The following is a 16,326-nucleotide window of genomic DNA, read 5'->3' on the forward strand; positions in this document are numbered from 1 at the left end:
CATACGGGAGTCGAGCGGAGGCGTGTCAGTCATCGGCGGCGGTCTGCCCGTCGCCCGTGCCGCCCCGCAGGGCGACGGCGTACATCTCGTCGGCGTCGAGGCGGCGCAGCTCCTCGGCGATCAGCTCGGAGGTGGCGCGGACCTTCAGGGCGAGGGTGCGCGACGGCTGCCCGGGCAGGGTGAGCGTGGCGAGCGGCCCCTCGGGCCGGTCGATGACGACCTCGCCCCGCGCGGTGCCGAGCCGGACGCCCGTGACCACCGGACCTGCGGTCAGCACGCGCTCGACGGAGACACCGAGGCGGGCCTCCAGCCAGCGGGCCAGCAGCTCGGCGCTGGGGTTGTCGGCCTCGCTCTCCACGGCTGCCGAGGTGATGGTCTCCTTGGCCTGGTCGAGGGCGGCCGCGAGCATGGAGCGCCACGGCGTGAGCCGCGTCCAGGCGAGGTCGGTGTCGCCGGGGGTGTAGGAGGCGACCCGCTGTTCGAGTGCGGCGAGCGGGGTCTCCACGGCGTACATGTCGGTGATCCGGCGCTGCGCGAGCGCGCCCAGCGGGTCCTTCGCCGGGTTCTCCGGCGCGTCCACCGGCCACCACACCACCACCGGCGCGTCCGGCAGCAGCAGCGGCAGGACCACGGAGTCGGCGTGGTCGGAGACCTCGCCGTACGTCCGCAGCACGACCGTCTCGCCGGTGCCCGCGTCGGCGCCGCCGACCCGCACCTCGGCGTCCAGGTGCGACTTGGTGCGGTCCTTCGGGGTGCGGGCGTGCCGCTTGATGACGACCAGGGTGCGCGAGGGGTGCTCGTGCGAGGCCTCCTCGGCGGCCTTGATCGAGTCGTACGCGTTCTCCTCGTCCGTCACGATCACCATCGTGAGGACCATGCCCACGGCGGGCGTGCCGATGGCCCGGCGGCCCTGCACCAGGGCCTTGTTGATCTTGCTTGCCGTGGTGTCAGTCAGGTCGATCTTCATGGCCTGCGCCAGCTCCGTCCGTCTTGTGCGAGCATCTCGTCCGCTTCCGCGGGACCCCAACCACCCGAGGCGTACTGCGCGGGCCTGCCGTGCCCCGCCCAGTACTCCTCGATCGGGTCGAGGATCTTCCAGGACTCCTCCACCTCCTGGTGGCGGGGGAAGAGGTTGGCGTCGCCGAGCAGCACATCCAGGATCAGCCGTTCGTACGCCTCCGGGCTGGACTCCGTGAACGACTCGCCGTACGCGAAGTCCATCGTGACGTCCCGGATCTCCATCGAGGTACCCGGCACCTTCGAACCGAAGCGCACGGTCATCCCCTCGTCCGGCTGCACCCGGATGACGATCGCGTTCTGCCCCAGCTCCTCGGTGGCCGTGGAGTCGAAGGGGGAGTGCGGGGCGCGCTGGAAGACGACCGCGATCTCGGTCACCCGGCGGCCGAGCCGCTTGCCTGTGCGCAGATAGAAGGGGACGCCCGCCCAGCGGCGGTTGTCGATGCCCAGCTTGATCGCCGCGTAGGTGTCCGTGGTGGAGGACCGGTCGATGCCCTCCTCCTCCAGGTAGCCGGGCACCCGCTCACCGCCCTGCCAGCCGCCCGCGTACTGGCCGCGCACGGTGTGCCGGCCCAGGTCCTCCGGTAGCCGCACCGCCTTGAGCGCCTTCAGCTTCTCGGTCAGCAGCGACTCGGCGTCGAAGGCCGCCGGTTCCTCCATGGCGGTCAGGGCCAGCAGCTGCAGCAGGTGGTTCTGGATGACGTCACGGGCCGAGCCGATGCCGTCGTAGTACCCGGCGCGACCGCCGATGCCGATGTCCTCGGCCATGGTGATCTGTACGTGGTCGACGTAACTCCGGTTCCAGATGGGCTCGTACATCTGGTTGGCGAAGCGGAGCGCCAGGATGTTCTGGACGGTCTCCTTGCCGAGGTAGTGGTCGATGCGGAAGACCTGCTCGGGATCGAACACCTCGTGCAGGACCGCGTTCAGGTCGCGGGCGCTGGCCAGGTCGTGGCCGAACGGCTTCTCGATGACCGCGCGCCGCCAGGAACCCTCGGGCGGACTGGCCAGGCCGTGCTTCTTGAGCTGCTTGACGACCTTCGGGAACATGCTCGGCGGCACGGAGAGGTAGAAGGCGAAGTTGCCGCCCGTCCCCCGGGAGCTGTCCAACTCCTCGACGGCGTCGCGGAGCCGCTTGAACGCCTCGTCGTCACCGAAGTCGCCAGGGATGAAGCGCATCCCCTCGGCGAGCTGCTGCCAGACCTCCTCGCGGAACTCGGTGCGGGCGTGCTCACGGACCGCGTCGTGCACGATCTGCGCGAAGTCCTCGTCCTCCCAGTCCCGGCGGGCGAACCCCACCAGCGAGAAGCCCGGCGGCAGCAGACCCCGGTTGGCCAGGTCGTACACGGCCGGCATCAGCTTCTTGCGGGACAGGTCACCGGTCACCCCGAAGATGACGAGCCCGGACGGGCCCGCGATCTTCGGGAGCCGGCGGTCCTCCGCGTCCCGGAGCGGATTGCGCCACTCGGTGGTCATTCCCCATCAACTCCCTTGCTGTTCAAGAACTTCCCCTGGCCTGCGGCGTCGTGTCGACAGTGATCATCTTCCTTCGGGCGCGCGTGCCGGCCGCGTCGGTGCCGGGCCGAGTCGTGCGGTCGAGCACGCTCCTCGCGACGGCGGCGACGTTCTCGGCGGTGAAGCCGTACTCGGCGAACAGGGTCCTGGCGACGGCGGAGGCGCCGAAGTGTTCGAGGGAGACGATGCGGCCGTGGTCACCGACGTAGCGGTACCAGGTCGGACCGATCCCCGCCTCGACCGCCACGCGGGCCCGCACGGACGGCGGCAGCACGCGCTCGCGATATTCGCGCGGCTGTTCCTCGAACCACTCCACCGACGGCATCATGGACGGAGACTTCCCGGACGGCGACCGGATCAAGGCCTTTCCGTTCCGCGGTGGTCATGCTGTTCGACGGCGGCCCGGTGCGCCCCATGATCGGCTTCGCCGAGTACGAGGTGGGCGCGGACGACTTGTCGTGGATCCGGCCGAGGCAGGTGCATCGTTTCTCTCACGCCTGACCGGGTACCGCAGGACGGCCCTCACATGTTTCCTGCGAGGGGCCCCCGGCATTCGCGGCGAGGAGAGAATCGAAGTTCTTCCAGCTGCACGCCGGGACCACGCCGGTGGCGTTCCGGGCGGAGCTGCGCTGACACGCGGTGAGGGGCGGGCTCCACCGCCGTGGAGCCCGCCCCTCACCCGAGTCGTGCCTCAGTCAAGCCGACTGTCAGCGGCCGAAGTTGAACCAGTTCACGTTCACGAAGTCCTGCGGCTGTCCGCTGGTGAAGGTCAGATAGACGTCATGGGTGCCGGTGACCCGGCTGATGTTCGCGGGCACCGTCCGCCAGGACTGCCAGCCGCCGGTGTTGCCGATCGAGAAACTGCCGACCGGCGCGTTCGAACGGCTGTCGAGCCTCACCTCCACCAGGCCGCTCACCCCCGCGCCCGCGCCGGAGGCCACCCGGGCGACGAACTGGGTCGCGGCCGTGGAGCCGAAGTTCACGTGTCGGAAGAGCGCCCAGTCGCCGTTGGCCAGGGCACCGATGTTCTGCCCACCACCGGTGTCGGTCGTGGTCTCGGTGAGCGTGCCGCTCTGGCTGTTGTACGACTCGGCCTGGATGGCGCTGTACGCGTCCCGGGTGCCCGTCGGCGGCGGCGTGGTGGTGCCCCCTGCCGCCGACAGCACCTGCACGTAGTCGACGACCATCGGGACCCCGGAGCGGGTGTCACCGTCCAGACCACCGCCGAACGCGTCGGGGAAGGCTCCGCCCATGGCCACGTTCAGGATGATGAAGAACCCGTGGTCGGTGGCGTTGGTCCAGGTGGTCGCGTCGACCTGGCTCGCGTTGACCGAGTGGAACTGGGTGCCGTCGACGAGGAACCGGATCGTCTCCGGGGTCACCGAGCGGTCCCACTCCATGGTGTAGGTGTGGAACCCGGACTGGCAGGTCGTGTTCGGGCACGCGGTGGAGTTGCCGATGCCCGTCGTCTCGTTGCACGGGCCGCCGGGGTTGGTGCCGCAGTGCATCGTGGCCCAGACCTGGTTGCGGCCCTGCACGTTCTCCATGATGTCCAGCTCGCCGACGCTCGGCCAGTTGTGGTAGTTGCCCCGGTAGGGCGCGCCCAGCATCCAGAACGCCGGCCAGTAGCCCTCGGCGGCCGTCCCGGTGACGTTCGGCATCTGGAGCCGGGACTCGACCCGCAGCTTGCCGCCCGCCGGGGGCTGGAAGTCGGTGCGGTTGGTCTCGATCCGGCCCGAGGTCCAGCGGCCGGCCGCGTCCCGGATCGGGGTGATGCGGAGATTGCCGTTGCCGTCGAGGGAGACGTTGGCGGTGCTGTTCGTCATCGTCTCGACCTCGCCGGTACCCCAGTTGGCAGGACCGCCGGGATACGAAGTCCCGGTCGCGTACTGCCAGTTGGAGGTGTTGACGCCGGTGCCGGCGGTGCCGTTGAAGTCGTCGACGAAGACCTGCGTCCAGCCGGCGGGCGGGGTGGGGGCGGCGCCCTGCGCGGTCGTCGCCCAGGCGGTGGCCAGGGCCAGCGCCGTGGCCACGGCGAGGAACGCGCGTCGTAGGGGGCGGCGGTGTCTCAGGGATGCGCCGCGGTCGGGTATGCCGGGGGTTTCACTCATGGCGGCCTCTTCGGGTGTACGGAGTGAATTGCGCGGGTGTGGGGGAGCGCTCCGCGGAGTCCCGTCCTGAGAGCGCTCTCAGAGAAGAGCGTGCGGTCAATGTGCGCTCCGGCGCTGCGGCCGTCAAGAGTTAAAGCGGAGAAAGTCCGTGCGGGGGCGGCGAGTTCACGATATGAAGACCGGCCGTCTCGGGAGGTGTCCACGTCCCCACGCGGTCACACGGCGGCTGGTTGGTTCTCTGGTGGCGGGTGGTCAGTCGCCGACGGGGGAAGCGGCCGGTCCGGCCTCCGTCGGCTCGTCCGGGTTGACCGAGAACGCCATGTTCCCGGCCGTCGCCACGATCGCGTCGTCCACGAGCAGCACCCGGGGCGGGGTCTGGGTGGCGATGTCCCCCGGGTCGTCGAGCGCGTCCGTACGCCACAACTCGGCGCCCGTGCCGCGCTCCAGGGCCAGCAGCCGGCCGAACCGGTTGGCGAAGTAGATCTCGTCGCGGGCCGCCGACACCACCGGGGCGGACAGGTTCTCCATGTCGGTGGTCAGCTCCCACAGCACCTTGCCGCTGGTCGCCGACACGGCGGTGACGGCCCCGCTGGTCCGCACGAAGTACACGACCCCGTCCACGAGCGTCGCCGCGCCGCGCAGCGCGCGCTCCAGCGGGATCCGGGTGACCTTCCCGGTCTCCGGGGCCACCCGCAGGAACGCGTCGTACGGCCGCTCGTACCCCGCCTGGTAGACCTCCTCGGTGGTCTCCGCCTCCAGGAACAGCGGCCGTCCGTCGACGGCGCCCAGGGCGAGCGCCTTCTCGGGCATCGGGGTGCGTTCCCGAGGCGTGCCGTCGTCGGGGTCGAGCCGTACGAGGGTGAACGGGCGCGTGTCGAGGAAGTCGTCACCCTCCCAGCACACTTCGTACGGGGCGTCGCCGAGCACCGTGGGGACGCAGTTGACCCCGGCGGGTTCGGAGGTCCGCCACAGTTCCCTGCCCGCCGTGTCGAGGGCGATCACCTGCGAGTGGTCGGGCGTGAGGGCGAGCAGGCCGCCTGTGAAGAGGGCCGCCGGCTCGCTCCCGCTGATGTCCCGGGCCCACCGCTGCTTCCCGGTCCGGGTGTCGAGGGCGACCATGCGCCGCCGGGTGCTGTCGGGTTCGGTGTAGACGAAGACCAGCCCGTCCCGTACGCCGATGGGCCGTGCGGGGCGGCCGGATCGGGCCGCCGCCGTTCTCGTCGGGGCCCCGGTCAATTCGATGGCTCCTCCCGAGGGGACCCGATATCTTCCCCTCATGGCGACGACTCATGGCACGTGCACGGACCGGTTCGGCGCGGTGCGGGAGGCGTTGGCGGCCTCGTTGGACGACAAGGACGTGGGTGCCTCGGTCGCCGTGTACGTGGACGGTGAGCCGGAGGTCGACCTCTGGGGCGGATACGCCGACGTCGACCGGACCGTTCCGTGGGAGCGGGACACCCTGACCCATGTGTGGTCCACCACCAAGACGATGACCGCCCTGTGCGTGCTGATGCTCGCCGACCGGGGCGAACTGGACCTGCACGCCCCGGTGGCGAGGTACTGGCCGGAGTTCGCGGCGGCGGGCAAGGAGGACGTACGCGTGAGCCATGTGCTCTCGCACACGGCCGGTCTGCCCCGCTTCGAGGCGCCCACGACGCTGGAGGACCTCTACGACTGGCCGACCGTCACCGCGCGGCTCGCCGCGCAGGAACCGGCCTGGAAGCCCGGCACCGAAGCCGGCTACCACGCGCTGACCCAGGGGTACCTGCTCGGGGAGATCGTCCGCCGGGTCAGCGGCCGCAGCCTGGGCACCTTCCTCGCCGAGGAGGTCACGGGACCGCTGGGCGCCGACTTCCACATCGGCCTCGCCGCCGAGCACGACCACCGTGTGGCGCCGATCATCATGCCGCCCTCCTCCCCGCCCGAGGACGGCCCGCCGCCCAACCCGCACATCCCGGACGGAGCCCCCAACTCGACCGCCTGGCGGCGGGCGGAGATACCGGCCGCGAACGGCCACGGCAACGCCCGCTCGGTCGCAGCCGTCCAGTCGCTGCTGTCCTGCGGCGGCGCGGCGCGCGGGGTGCGGCTGCTGTCGGAGCGGGGGTGCGAGCGGATCTTCGAGGAGCAGTTCGACGGCATCGACAGCGTCCTGCGCGTCCCGATGCGCTACGGCATGGGCTACGGCCTGAACGGCGGCCAACTGCCCAGCCCCCGCACGTGCTTCTGGGGTGGCTGGGGCGGCTCGCTCATCATGGTCGACCTCGACGCCCGGATGACCGTGGCGTACATGATGAACAAGATGATCGACGGCAGCCTCGGCGAGGAGCGGGGTTTCTCGATCCTCGCGGCCGCCTACGAGGGCCTGTCGGGCTGAACGCCCGCACGACACAGCCGAATCGACGACCACCGACCTGCCGCGACAAGCTACCGCCGCCGTCCGCGCGACCGGATCGGCCGTCGGCCGCGTCGCCCGGGAGGGGCACAACGCCGATGGCACCGAACCCGCGCCCGGGACGAGCCGGCCGTGCCCGCGCCCCGGCGCAGGGCCCCGACTTCTTGGTCGTCCTCGCCGATGACTTCGGCTACGGCGAACTCGGCTCCTACGGCCGGAAACCGCCGAACGACCGGCGGGTGCGCGGCCTCGGCACGGCCACCGTGGACCGGTTCCGCCCCGGCGGACGGTTGGCTCGCCCGACGGTCAGGCGGGGGCGGAGCCCCGGCCCGGGATCAGTGAACCCCGGCGGGGTTCGTCCGGCTGCCAGCCCAGGGCGCGGGAGATACCGCGTGCCGCGACCCGCACGGCGGGCGTCAGCACCGGGACCTGGGCGCCGGCCTGGGGCACCACGACCGAGACGGCGGCGACCACGGCTCCACCCGGTCCGCGCACGGGGGCGGCCACCGACAGCGCGTCCTCGGTGACCTGACGGCTGCTCACCGCCACGCCGGTGCGCCGTACTTCGGCGAGCGCACGGCGCAACCGGGGCGCGTCCGTGATGGTGTGCGGCGTGAAGGAGGCCAACGGCCCCTCGCAGTAGGTGTCCTGTGAGTCCGCGTCGCTGTGTGCGAGGAGCGCCAGGCCCACGCCCGTGGCGTGCAGGGGCCAGCGGGCGCCGACCCGGATGTGGACGCCGACGGCGGAGCGTCCGGAGAGCCACTCGATGTAGACGACCTCGTCCCCGTCGCGGACCGCGAGCTGGACGTTCTCGTGCGTCGCCTCGTACAGGTCCTCCAGGTACGGCAGCGCGATCTGGCGCAGCGCGAGCCCGCGCGGGGCGAGCGCCGCGAGTTCCCAGAGGCGGAGTCCCACGTGGTAGATCCCGCAGGCGTCCCGCTCCAGGGCGCCCCACTCGGTGAGGGCGCCCACCAGCCGGTGGGCCGTGGTGAGGGTCAGGCCGGCCCGGCGGCTGATGTCGGTCAGCGAGAGCGCCGGGTGGTCGTGGTCGAAGGCGGCCAGCACGGCGAGCAGCCGGTCGGGAGCGGAACGGACGGCCGCCGGGGTGCTTCCCCGCGCGGGCTGCCGGGGCGCGGATCCCGCCGGCGGAAGCGCGTCGGTGGTCATCGGCATCGTGGTGTCACCCCAGTCCGGCCTCGGCGATCTTCTGCAGCAGTGCGTGGAGCGTCGCGCGCTCGGTGGCGTCGAGGGGCTCCACCAGATCGTCGGAGACGCGCTGTCCGGCCTCGTCGGTGTCACGGAGGAAGGACCGGCCGTCCTCGGTGAGCACGACGATCCGGCTGCGGCGGTCGTCGGGGGAGGGACGCCGCTCGGCGAAGCCGAGTTTCTCCAGGTCGTCCACCAGTCCGACGATCGCGCTCGGGTCGTAGCCGAGGGAGGCGCTCAGCTCGCGCTGGAGCGGGCCCGGGGAGGTGGCCAGGAAGCGCAGCAGCGCGTAGTGCCGCAGCCGGAGGCCGGACTCCTGGAGGGAGGAGTTGAACAGCTGACCGGACCTGAGCCCCAGCCGGTACAGCAGATAGCCGGTGTCCGCGTGCAGCCCGCGCATCCACGGCTCGTGCGCGTCGATCGAGGCGGCGTCCTGCGTCTGCTGGCGGGTGATGGCGAGCTCCCTGGTCCAGGGCCTGTCGTGCGGGGATCAGGCCTGCGCCCCGGTCGGGGCGGCGCGTACGTACCGCTCCAGCATGACGCAACGCCCGGGGAACAACAACTATTGACGTCAACAACTATTGCTCTTAACTTCGATCTCGGCAGCGCACCTCGGCACCGCGGTGCCGCATTTCGACCTCGAAGCCGTTCCGCCACTCGAAGGGATCCCTCGTGCCCAGCATCGATCTCACCGGCAAGGTCGCCGTCGTCACGGGCAGTGGCCGTGGCCTCGGCCTGGCCTACGCACAGGCCCTCGCCGCCGCCGGCGCCTCCGTCGTCGTCAACGACATCGACGAGGCCGTGGCCGAGGCGGCCGTGAAGTCCATCACCGAGGCGGGCGGCAAGGCCGTCGCCGAGGTCGTCGCGGTCGGCACGACCGAGGCCGCCGACCGGCTGGTGGGCCGCGCGGTGGAGGAGTTCGGACGGCTCGACATCCTGGTCACCAACGCGGGCATCCTCCGCGACAAGGTGCTGTGGAAGATGTCGGACGACGACTTCGACGCGGTGATCACCACCCACCTCAAGGGCACCTTCACCTGCGCCCGCGCCGCCGCGATCCGTATGCGCGAACAGGGCGAGGGCGGCTCCCTGATCCTCGTCGGCTCCCCGGCCGGCCAGCGCGGCAACTTCGGCCAGACCAACTACGCCGCCGCCAAGGCCGGCATCGCCGCCTTCGCCCGCACCTGGGCGATGGAGCTGGGCCGCGCGAACATCACGGTCAACGCCATCGTGCCGGTCGCCGCCACCGCGATGACCGAGACCATCCCGGTCTTCGCCCCCTACGTGGAAGCCCTGCGCGAGGGCAAGCCGTTCCCCGACTTCCTGCGCAAGGGCGAGGGCTTCGGCACCCCCGAGGACTGCGCGGCCCTGGTCCCCTTCCTCGCCTCCGAGGCGGCACGCGGGGTCACCGGCCAGGCCATCGGCATCGGCGGCGACAAGGTGGCACTCTGGTCCCACCCGCAGGAGATCAAGACGGCGTACGCGGACGGCGGCTGGACCCCCGAGGCCCTCGCCGACGTCTGGCCGACCTCGCTGGGCGCCGAGCCGCAGACCGTGGGCATCCCCGCCCCGAAGATTCCGGAGGCGTGATGAGCCCCGCCGACCCCGCCATGAACGTGGACGACCTCGTCGCCATCGACGTCCACACCCACGCCGAGGTGTCCTCGAAGAAGGGCACGTCGTCGCTGGACGACGACCTGCACGACGCCTCCTCCGCGTACTTCAAGGTCGAGGGCAAGCGCAAGCCCACCCTGGAGGAGACGGCCGCCTACTACCGCGAGCGGAAGATGGCCGCCGTGATCTTCACGGTGGACGCCGAGTCCGCGACCGGCACCGAGCCCGTCCCCAACGAGGAGGTCGCCGAGGCGGCCGCCGCCAACGCGGACGTGCTGATCCCCTTCGCCTCCATCGACCCCTTCCGCGGCAAGGCGGGCGTCAAGCAGGCCCGCCGACTGGTCGAGGAGTACGGGGTGAAGGGCTTCAAGTTCCACCCCAGCATCCAGGGCTTCTTCCCCAACGACCGCTCCGTGGCGTACGACCTGTACGAGGTCATCGAGGAGACCGGCACGATCGCCCTCTTCCACACCGGGCAGACCGGCATCGGCGCCGGTGTTCCCGGCGGCGGAGGCATCCGGCTGAAGTACTCCAACCCGCTGCACGTGGACGACGTGGCCGCCGACTTCCCGCACCTCAAGATCATCCTGGCGCACCCGTCCTTCCCCTGGCAGGACGAGGCCCTGGCGGTCGCCACGCACAAGCCGGGCGTGCACATCGACCTGTCCGGCTGGTCGCCGAAGTACTTCCCGCCGCAGCTGGTGCAGTACGCGAACACCCTGCTCAAGGACAAGGTGCTCTTCGGCTCCGACTACCCCGTCCTCACCCCCGACCGCTGGCTCGCCGATTTCGAGAAGCTGCCGATCAAGGACGAGGTCAGGCCGAAGATCCTCAAGGAGAACGCCGCCCGACTGCTCGGCCTGACCAAACCGTAGAGGACGCAGATGGACCTCCCCATGTGCGAAGACGGACAGGGGTACACACATGCGCAATGAGGGACTGGGTTCGTGGCCCGCCCGCCGGGCCCGGAAGACCCCGCAGCGCACCGCGCTGATCCACGGCGACACGCGCCTCACCTACGGGGAGCTGTACGAGCGCACCACGCGCCTCGCCCACGCCCTGCGCGCCGTCGGCGTGCGCCGCGGCGACCGCATCGCCTACCTGGGGCCCAACCACCCCTCGTACCTGGAGACGCTGTTCGCCGCGGGTACCCTCGGCGCGGTCTTCGTCCCGCTCAACACCCGCCTCGCGGGCCCCGAGATCGCCTACCAGCTGGCGGACTCCGGGGCCAGGGCGCTGGTGTACGGGCCCTCCTTCACCGGGCTCGTCGCCGGACTGCCGGGCGGCGGGACCGACGTACGGACGTTCGTGGAGATCGGCACCGAGTACGAGGCGCTGCTCGCGGAGGCCGACACCGACCCGATCGACCAGCCCGTCGTCGCCGACGACACCTGCATCATCATGTACACCTCGGGGACCACCGGCCGCCCCAAGGGCGCGATGCTCACCCACGGCAACATCATCTGGAACGCCGTCAACGTGCTCGTCGACCAGGACGTCATCACCGACGAACGCGCCCTGGTCTCCGCCCCGTTGTTCCACACGGCCGGGCTGAACATGCTCACCCTGCCCGTGCTGCTCAAGGGCGGCACCTGCGTCCTGGTCGAGGCGTTCGTGCCGGAGACCACCTTCGACCTGATCGAACGGCACCGGATCACCTTCATGTTCGGCGTGCCCACCATGTTCGACCAGATCGCCCGGCACCCCCGCTGGGCCGGCGCCGACCTGTCGTCGCTCAGGATGCTCTCCTGCGGCGGCTCCCCGGTGCCGACCCCGCTCATCGCCAGGTTCCAGGAGCGCGGGCTCACCTTCCTCCAGGGCTACGGCATGACGGAGGCCGCCCCCGGCACGCTCTTCCTCGACGCCGAGCACGCCGTGAGCAAGGCCGGGTCGGCGGGCGTACCGCACTTCTTCAGCGACGTACGGGTCGTCCGCCCCGACATGACCCCGGTCGACGTCGACGAGCCCGGCGAGGTGGTGGTCCGGGGGCCCCATGTGATGCCCGGCTACTGGGGGCTGCCCGAGGAGACCGCCGCGGTCTTCGCCGACGGGTGGTTCCGCAGCGGGGACGCGGCCCGCGTCGACGAGGACGGCTATGTCTTCATCGTCGACCGCATCAAGGACATGATCATCTCCGGGGGCGAGAACATCTACCCCGCCGAGATCGAGGACCAGCTCCTCGCCCACCCCGACATCGTCGAGTGCGCGGTCATCGGCGTGCCCGACGACAAGTGGGGCGAGGTGCCGCGCGCCGTGGTCGTGCCTCGGGAGGGCGTCTCGCTGGACGCCGACGATGTGCTGGCGTCGCTCGCCGGGCGGCTGGCCAAATACAAGATCCCGAAGTCGGTCGTCATCGCCGGCGAGCTGCCGCGGACCGCCTCCGGCAAGTTGCTGAAGGCACGGGTGCGCAAGGCCTTCGGTACCAACTCCTAGCTAAGGACAGCTACATGAGCATCACGGTCAACGGTCTCGACGAACTCAAGAAGCTCGCCGGCAGCGACCTCGGCACCAGCGAGTGGATCGAGGTCACCCAGGAGCGGATCAACACGTTCGCCGACGCGACGGGGGACCACCAGTGGATCCACGTCGACGAGGAGAAGGCCAAGGAGGGCCCGTTCGGGGCGCCCATCGCGCACGGTTACCTCACCCTCTCCCTCTTCATCCCGCTGTTCACCGAACTCCTGGACGTCCAGGGAGTCACCACCAAGGTCAACTACGGCCTGAACAAGGTGCGTTTCCCCTCGCCGGTGAAGGTCGGATCGCGCATCCGGCTGGTCGCCAAGCTCTCCTCGGTCGAGGACGTCCCGGGTGGCGTCCAGATCACGGTGGACGGCGCGATAGAGATCGACGGCGGCGGGAAGCCCGCCGCCGTCCTGCAGAGCCTGTCGCGCTTCTACGCCTGACCGGTCACCGGATCACCCGGTCACCCGATCACGTCCACGAACACCGGGTTCGAGTAGAACCACGTGTCCTCCCACGGGTCGCCGTCGCCCGGCTCGTGGGGGACCGGGCCGTGCGGGTCGACCGCCGCGCCCAGGTAGCCCGTCCCGTTGCGCTTGCCGTCGCTGCCGCGCAGGCGGAGGTAGAACGACTCGTCGCCCGCCGTGACCGGGACGCGCAGCGTGTACGTGCCCGTGCGACCGCTCACGTCCGTGGTGTGGACGACCTTGGTGTCGGGGGCCTGCCACGCGTCCCGGTCCGTCACCGGCCCGCGCACCGCGCCCCGGACGACGTCGACGTGGGCCAACTCCGGCAGAATCCCGTGCGGGTTGGCGCGGGACGCCGTCGTCACCGTCACGTTCAGGGTGAGCCGCTCGCCCCTGCGGACACGCAGCCGGCCGCCCAGGGTGACGCCCCGGCCGTGGTCACGGTCGCGCTTGACCCGGACGTCCAGGCCGTCGAGGAGATGGCCGTGGTCGACCCAGACACGGCCCGCGCGCAGCCCCGCCATCACCGAGCGGTAGCCGTAACGGGTGACACCGACGTGGGTGCGGCTGAACTGGCCGGGCCAGAAGTCGCTGCCGGGCTGCGGGGCGTCGGTGTTCACCGGATCGGGCAGCTTGCCGGTGTTGTCGAAGTTCTGCCCGGCCGGCCAGTCGCCGTTCTTCCAGGTGTCGAAGACGATCCGGTGGGCGTCGGAGTTGGTGGTGATCGAGAACAGCCTGCCCTCGGCCAGCATCGCGTCCCAGAGTCCGCCCACGGTCGCCGTCGACCAGTCGAAACCGCCGTACGTGAGGTACGCCTCGGCCGGATAGCCGGGCCAGGACTGGGCGGAGGGCTTGTTCTCGTACTCCCCGCGGATCGAGTTCGTCCCGCGCCAGCCGGGGATCGCCGCGCCCTGGGCGCCGGGCGCGCCCTCCATGCCGATCATGATTTCCGGGGCCGCGTCGCGCCAGTCGCGCATCTCGTGCGGGGAGTCGATGCCCAGCCGCATGGGGTGGTTGGCGAGGACCAGCACATCGTCGACGTAGCCCGAACGGCGCTGCTGGGCCAGCCACTTGATCGCCTTGACGGCGTGCGCCTCGTTGCGCGCGGTGTCCGCGCCGCCCACGGACCCGTCCGTGTAGCCCAGCAGCTTGCCGTCGTACGCGCTCTCGAAGCGGGTGAGCAGGTCGACCTCGTGCCGCCCGGGGGTGGTGAAGACCGTGCAGTGCTCGGCGGCCGGGATGTACCACTCCAGACCCTGGAAGATCAGCTGGCGGGGGTTCTCCGCACGGGCTCTGAGGATCTCCTCGTGCTCCAGCGCCGCACCGAAGTCGGCGTGCCCGAAGTTGGAGTGCTCGGTGAACACCATCCAGTCGAGGCCGTACTTCGCGCCCGCCGAGGCCAGCTGGGAGAACGTGTACTTGGCGTCGTGGCTGTAGACGGTGTGGATGTGGTGGTCGCCGACGAGGTAGGCGAGCCGAGGGTCCTCACCCCCGTACGGGCGGGAGGCGGCGGAGGCCGGAGCCGTCAGGGCACCCGCGGCGCCCATCGCGAAGGCGGCGCCGAACAGGCCCGCGCCGCGCAGGAGTCCGCGCCGTGACACGCCCTGCGCGTCGAGGTCGGCGGGGGAGACGGACGGATCGGCCCAGGTGGGCAGTTGCTGCTCGGGTGTGCCGGAGAGGTCGGACATGGTCTGTGGTTCCTTCGCGTCTCAGTGGTTCATGAACGACTTGACGGGCAACGCCCGTTCGACGACGCGGACGTCACCGAGGCGTCCGTGCAGGATCTGGTCGATCTTCCCGGCGTACTCGTAGCCGCCGAGGATCCAGGGCAGTCCGACCGAGGTGAGCCCGACGGCGGTGGCCTTCGGGTTGCGCACCACCGGGCAGCCCTGGACGTAGAGGGTGGTGTGCCGGCCGTCGTTGACGACGGCGAGGTGCCACCACGTCTCCAGCGGGGTCTCCTGACCCCAGTTGGTGGCGATGCCCTGCTGGTTGAGCGGGCGCACCGCCCACTGCGGCTCCCGGTCGTTCGACAGCGACAGAGTGGCGAGCGGCTCGTCCGGGTCGTCGGCGGTCCTGCCCGCCGCGCCGCCCGTGCCGGTGCGGCCGAGGATGCCCGCCCAGGCGTGGTTCGAGGGGTTCCAGTCGGCGGGCAGCCGGTAGAACGCCTCGATGGTGTAACCGTCCCTGAACGTGGCCGAGTTCAGGGGCGCACCGTCGACCGTCCGCAGATACGCGCCCGTCAGCGGGGGCTTGCCGCCGTGGAACTCCAGGCTGCCGTGGCCGGGCTGGTCCGGGTGGTGGTCGGCGGACCAGGTGAGGGTGCCGCCGCCGACGGTCACGAGGGTCAGGTCGTTGCCGCGCCCGGAGCGGTCCGGGACGGTGCCGCCGACCTGCGCGCCGTCCCGCTGCCCGTCGAACCGCCAGTAGGCGACCGTGCCGGGTATCAGCATCTTCGACACCGGACGCGAGGCCCGCGCCGGCACCGGCGCGAAACCGGCGAACCGCTTCTCGAAGTCGATCTCGACCGTGAACCGGTCGGCATCGCCGGAGAGTTCGCTCTCCTGCCGCTCCAGTTCGTTGAGCCCCTCGGCCGCCCGGCCCAGGATCCACGGGGAGATCGTCTCCACGTCGATGGTGTTCCGGTCGAGGTCGAAGCGGTAGAGACGGATCATCGCCGCGCCGCCGAAGTACCGGTTCTGGTAGTTCGTGAGGTGGAGATGGACATCGTTGTCAGCGGCGTTCCTGCGGGTCGCGCGCGCCGCCGGCCAGTAGTGCCCGTTGAGGGTGAGGAAGATCTGGTCGTGGTCCTTGATCAGCCGGTCCCACAGCTGCTGCCCGTACGACGAGAGGGAGTCGTCGCCGTCGACGATCTCGTGCGTGGTGAGGACGACCGGAGTCCTCGGGTGGCCGGCCAGGACGTCCTTCGCCCAGGCGAAGCCCTTCGCGGAGAGCCGCCAGTCCAGCGCGAGCACCATCCACTGCCGGCCCCCCGCCTCGAACAGGTGGAAGGAGTTGTAACCGTCAGGGGAGGCGCCCCCGAAGGTCGGCCGGCCCGCGAAGCGGTCGGGTCCGAACTCGTCCAGGTACGGGGTCGGCCCCCGCTGGTCGTCGGTGGAGGAGCGTACGTCGTGGTTGCCCGCGAGGACGCTGTAGCCGACTCCCCTGCGGTCGAGGAGCCGGAAGGCCTCGCCGATCGCCGCGGTCTCCCGCGCGGTGCCGTTCTGGGTGAGGTCCCCGAGGTGGGACAGGAACACGATGTTCTCCTCCGCACCGTGCTCCAGGAGGTACCGCAGGGACGCCTCGACGGGCGCCTGGTCGATGCTCGGCCCGTCGAACAGGTACTGCGTGTCGGGCATGACGGCGAGCGTGAAGCGACGGCTCGTGCGATCGGGCTTCCAACGCCCGGGCGCCGCCTGCGCCACGACGGGCAGCGAGGCGGTCGCCGCGGCGCCCAGCAGGGCCGTCGCGCGCAGGAAGTTACGTCTGCCCGAGCGGGCCTGGGCAGACTCCTGCCCCGGTTCGTGCGAGGTGCACACAGTGA

General features: G+C 71.0%; 14 protein-coding genes and 1 pseudogene. 6 read left to right on the forward strand and 9 right to left on the reverse strand.

Features of this window, described 5'->3' with window-relative positions; translation table 11 throughout:
* Positions 1-25: 25 nt before the first annotated feature.
* From opcA to E4N62_RS11210, 3 genes and pseudogenes are all read right to left on the reverse strand, one after another.
* On the reverse strand, positions 26-967 hold the full coding sequence (opcA, locus tag E4N62_RS11200) for a glucose-6-phosphate dehydrogenase assembly protein OpcA (RefSeq protein ID WP_230213741.1): 942 nt from the start codon (positions 965-967) through the stop codon (positions 26-28).
* Positions 964-2,493: a glucose-6-phosphate dehydrogenase gene (gene zwf, locus E4N62_RS11205; protein ID WP_230213742.1), complete on the reverse strand. Its 1,530-nt coding sequence runs from the start codon at positions 2,491-2,493 to the stop codon at positions 964-966. The genes opcA and zwf overlap by 4 nt, the downstream gene beginning before the upstream one ends.
* A gap of 121 nt (positions 2,494-2,614) precedes the next feature.
* Positions 2,615-2,857: pseudogene (locus E4N62_RS11210) on the reverse strand (transketolase); the annotation flags it as partial.
* Between the two features lie 53 nt (positions 2,858-2,910).
* Here E4N62_RS11210 and E4N62_RS11215 point away from each other — a divergent pair.
* Positions 2,911-3,033, forward strand: coding sequence for a hypothetical protein (locus E4N62_RS11215; protein ID WP_374116969.1), 123 nt, complete (start codon positions 2,911-2,913; stop codon positions 3,031-3,033).
* 206 nt (positions 3,034-3,239) lie between these two features.
* Here E4N62_RS11215 and E4N62_RS11220 read toward each other — a convergent pair whose 3' ends face one another.
* Both E4N62_RS11220 and E4N62_RS11225 read right to left on the reverse strand, forming a co-directional pair.
* Positions 3,240-4,643 (reverse strand): glycoside hydrolase family 16 protein, encoded by a 1,404-nt coding sequence (locus E4N62_RS11220; protein WP_230213743.1) that lies wholly within the window; start codon positions 4,641-4,643, stop codon positions 3,240-3,242.
* A 252-nt stretch (positions 4,644-4,895) separates the two neighbouring features.
* Entirely contained in the window at positions 4,896-5,879 is a 984-nt protein-coding gene (locus tag E4N62_RS11225) for a PQQ-binding-like beta-propeller repeat protein (protein WP_230213744.1), read from the reverse strand.
* 40 nt (positions 5,880-5,919) lie between these two features.
* Here E4N62_RS11225 and E4N62_RS11230 point away from each other — a divergent pair, with 40 nt between their 5' ends.
* Positions 5,920-7,017 (forward strand): serine hydrolase domain-containing protein, encoded by a 1,098-nt coding sequence (locus E4N62_RS11230; RefSeq protein ID WP_230213745.1) that lies wholly within the window; start codon positions 5,920-5,922, stop codon positions 7,015-7,017.
* Between the two features lie 324 nt (positions 7,018-7,341).
* Here the strand turns inward: E4N62_RS11230 and E4N62_RS11235 are convergent, their stop codons facing one another.
* Both E4N62_RS11235 and E4N62_RS11240 read right to left on the reverse strand, forming a co-directional pair.
* Positions 7,342-8,208, reverse strand: coding sequence for an IclR family transcriptional regulator (locus E4N62_RS11235; RefSeq protein WP_230213746.1), 867 nt, complete (start codon positions 8,206-8,208; stop codon positions 7,342-7,344).
* Between the two features lie 7 nt (positions 8,209-8,215).
* On the reverse strand, positions 8,216-8,641 hold the full coding sequence (locus tag E4N62_RS11240) for a MarR family winged helix-turn-helix transcriptional regulator (RefSeq protein ID WP_230213747.1): 426 nt from the start codon (positions 8,639-8,641) through the stop codon (positions 8,216-8,218).
* A 272-nt stretch (positions 8,642-8,913) separates the two neighbouring features.
* Between E4N62_RS11240 and E4N62_RS11245 the strand changes: the two genes are divergently transcribed.
* From E4N62_RS11245 to E4N62_RS11260, 4 genes are read left to right on the forward strand one after another with little or no spacing between them, the layout of a single operon-like run.
* The gene (locus tag E4N62_RS11245; protein WP_308184894.1) at positions 8,914-9,831 is read left to right on the forward strand and encodes an SDR family oxidoreductase; all 918 of its coding nucleotides are present in this window, start codon (positions 8,914-8,916) and stop codon (positions 9,829-9,831) included.
* 20 nt (positions 9,832-9,851) lie between these two features.
* Positions 9,852-10,730: an amidohydrolase family protein gene (locus E4N62_RS11250; RefSeq protein ID WP_230214092.1), complete on the forward strand. Its 879-nt coding sequence runs from the start codon at positions 9,852-9,854 to the stop codon at positions 10,728-10,730.
* Between the two features lie 49 nt (positions 10,731-10,779).
* Complete coding sequence (locus E4N62_RS11255) at positions 10,780-12,288, forward strand: long-chain fatty acid--CoA ligase (protein WP_230213748.1); 1,509 nt, start codon at positions 10,780-10,782, stop codon at positions 12,286-12,288.
* 14 nt (positions 12,289-12,302) lie between these two features.
* Positions 12,303-12,758, forward strand: a complete 456-nt coding sequence (locus E4N62_RS11260) for a MaoC family dehydratase (protein WP_230213749.1) — start codon at positions 12,303-12,305, stop codon at positions 12,756-12,758.
* Between the two features lie 20 nt (positions 12,759-12,778).
* On the opposite strand, the gene E4N62_RS11265 is transcribed toward E4N62_RS11260, so the two are convergent.
* Both E4N62_RS11265 and E4N62_RS11270 read right to left on the reverse strand, forming a co-directional pair.
* On the reverse strand, positions 12,779-14,470 hold the full coding sequence (locus E4N62_RS11265; RefSeq protein ID WP_230213750.1) for a PHP domain-containing protein: 1,692 nt from the start codon (positions 14,468-14,470) through the stop codon (positions 12,779-12,781).
* Between the two features lie 21 nt (positions 14,471-14,491).
* Entirely contained in the window at positions 14,492-16,321 is a 1,830-nt protein-coding gene (locus tag E4N62_RS11270; RefSeq protein WP_230213751.1) for a LamG-like jellyroll fold domain-containing protein, read from the reverse strand.
* Between the last annotated feature and the right edge of the window lie 5 nt (positions 16,322-16,326).

It is taken from the genome of Streptomyces sp. MNU76, assembly GCF_020982545.1.
In the GTDB taxonomy this organism is placed as follows: Bacteria; Actinomycetota; Actinomycetes; order Streptomycetales; family Streptomycetaceae; genus Streptomyces.

Bases quoted from the DNA above. Each gene is read 5' to 3' on its own strand.
- E4N62_RS11235 (WP_230213746.1), bottom strand. From the start codon at position 8,208: ATGCCGATGACCACCGACGCGCTTCCGCCGGCGGGATCCGCGCCCCGG.
- E4N62_RS11230 (WP_230213745.1), top strand. From the start codon at position 5,920: ATGGCGACGACTCATGGCACGTGCACGGACCGGTTCGGCGCGGTGCGG.
- opcA (WP_230213741.1), bottom strand. From the start codon at position 967: ATGAAGATCGACCTGACTGACACCACGGCAAGCAAGATCAACAAGGCC.
- E4N62_RS11260 (WP_230213749.1), top strand. From the start codon at position 12,303: ATGAGCATCACGGTCAACGGTCTCGACGAACTCAAGAAGCTCGCCGGC.
- E4N62_RS11240 (WP_230213747.1), bottom strand. From the start codon at position 8,641: ATGCGCGGGCTGCACGCGGACACCGGCTATCTGCTGTACCGGCTGGGG.
- zwf (WP_230213742.1), bottom strand. From the start codon at position 2,493: ATGACCACCGAGTGGCGCAATCCGCTCCGGGACGCGGAGGACCGCCGG.
- E4N62_RS11250 (WP_230214092.1), top strand. From the start codon at position 9,852: ATGAACGTGGACGACCTCGTCGCCATCGACGTCCACACCCACGCCGAG.
- E4N62_RS11265 (WP_230213750.1), bottom strand. From the start codon at position 14,470: ATGTCCGACCTCTCCGGCACACCCGAGCAGCAACTGCCCACCTGGGCC.
- E4N62_RS11255 (WP_230213748.1), top strand. From the start codon at position 10,780: ATGCGCAATGAGGGACTGGGTTCGTGGCCCGCCCGCCGGGCCCGGAAG.
- E4N62_RS11220 (WP_230213743.1), bottom strand. From the start codon at position 4,643: ATGAGTGAAACCCCCGGCATACCCGACCGCGGCGCATCCCTGAGACAC.